Origin of the sequence: Pyrobaculum sp., assembly GCF_049971835.1 — an archaeon.
Lineage (GTDB): Archaea > Thermoproteota > Thermoprotei > Thermoproteales > Thermoproteaceae > Pyrobaculum.
In genome coordinates this window covers 1-1577 of record NZ_JBMFKV010000336.1, presented here as the reverse complement: position 1 = coordinate 1577, position 1577 = coordinate 1, and the positions used below count along the sequence as shown (strand labels likewise).

Here is a 1577-nt window from a genome sequence, read left to right as displayed (position 1 = left end):
GCCTCGCCTCCCCTGGCCAGCAACCCGACCCCAAGCACCACCAGCAGAGAGGACACTAGTAACATGGGGGTAACCCTCTCCCCCAGGAGAAGGGCGAGGTACTGGGCTATCACCACGTAGGTATATGTGAGGGGGGCCGCCACCGAGCCGCCCACTCTGTGTATTGCATAGAAGTATAGACTATCGCCTATGAACAACGTCAAGACGCCGCTCGCCACGGCGGCCCACACGCCGGCCGATGGCTTCGCAAGTATCAGGACAGGCCACATAAGAGCCGAGACGTAAAACAGACGGGAGAAGTTCACCACAGCGGCGTCTAGAGACTCCATATGTCTCTTGTATAGGAAGATCACAAGAGCCCAGATTACCGCCGCCGTGAAGACGGCGGCCAGTCCCGCGACGTCCATTTAGAGCGGCTTAACGGGGGTGGAGGCGCCGCAGGCTAGACACTTCATTACGAATATCCTCCCCTCCTTCCTCAGCTCTGTATCTATCGAATTGCATACTGGACACACCACGTAGTACCTAATAAAACGCTCGTACACGGCCTCCACGACCTTGGGAGACTTCTCGCCGTGAAGCGTAAAGACGTCCCCCTCCAGAGTTCCCGGCACCGCGAGCTCCTTCTGGAAAAACTTAGCCATGAAGTACACATCTCTGTTGAGCCTCTTAGCAATCTGCCCAAAGTTGGGGATTATCGTCTTCCGGGGCATGTTCTCCACCTCGATCTTCGGTATCTCCGCCCTGCGCTGGGCCTTAGGCGCCACCAGCTTGTACGCCCGATCTAGAAGAGCGACGTACTCGCTATCCATGAAAGGGGAAATCCACACCATTTATAAAAATTATGAAAAACTACGCCGGCTTGAACCAATACGTAATGTAGTTCTCCCCCGGCCTCCTATCCACCACTAGCCTCATCTTCATGCCGGGCTTCAGGATTTTGGGATCGGCATCTACCCACGCAGTTATATTAAATCCATCTGGCATCTTGACAATACCAACAACGTAGTCTTTATGGTGAGAGAAGCTAGCCGGCTTTACGTTAATCACAGTCCATGTAATTAACTCCCCCACTCCACTAACCTCACGCCACTCCACATCAGACGCCTTACACCTTGGACAGTCTACCTGCGGCGGGAAGTACTTAGCGCCGCATTTCCTACACTGTGTGTATAACAACTTGCCCTGTTGAAGCCCCTCTACAAATTTCTCTAGCTTATTCACCGAAAGCGTAAATCTAAGTCTCATCTCCCTCACATCTACCCACAACAACGCTCCACTTCTCGGATCTCTATAGACAGGCAACCCAGTAGATGAAATTAGCATATCTAACTGCTTCAATGACTCGCCATACATCTTCTCAAGGGTCTCAGTGACCGCCGCCACGACAGACCCAGCATATTTATAGAAACCCTCACCAGTCTTCCTACCAAGCTTACCCCCTTTCACCATTTGCAACAGCAAGGGATCCGGCGCGAAACCTCCCAACCCCATATTAACCCACTCTTCTAGGGCTTTTACTATGGTGTCTATGCCTAGTTCGTCTGCGTATTCCAGCGGCCCCTTAGGCCAGTTTA

3 protein-coding genes are annotated in these 1577 nt (G+C 52.6%); all 3 read right to left on the bottom strand.

Annotation, left to right across the window (positions count from 1 at the left end):
• Positions 1-407, bottom strand: a 407-nt coding sequence (locus ACP5J3_RS14395) for an EamA family transporter (RefSeq protein ID WP_428496310.1), incomplete at its 3' end; no start/stop codon positions are given.
• On the bottom strand, positions 408-812 hold the full coding sequence (locus ACP5J3_RS14390; RefSeq protein WP_428496309.1) for a translation initiation factor IF-2 subunit beta: 405 nt from the start codon (positions 810-812) through the stop codon (positions 408-410). It abuts the gene before it with no gap.
• A 40-nt stretch (positions 813-852) separates the two neighbouring features.
• Positions 853-1577 (bottom strand): OB-fold domain-containing protein (locus tag ACP5J3_RS14385; protein WP_428496308.1); only part of this gene is annotated, 725 nt, incomplete at its 5' end.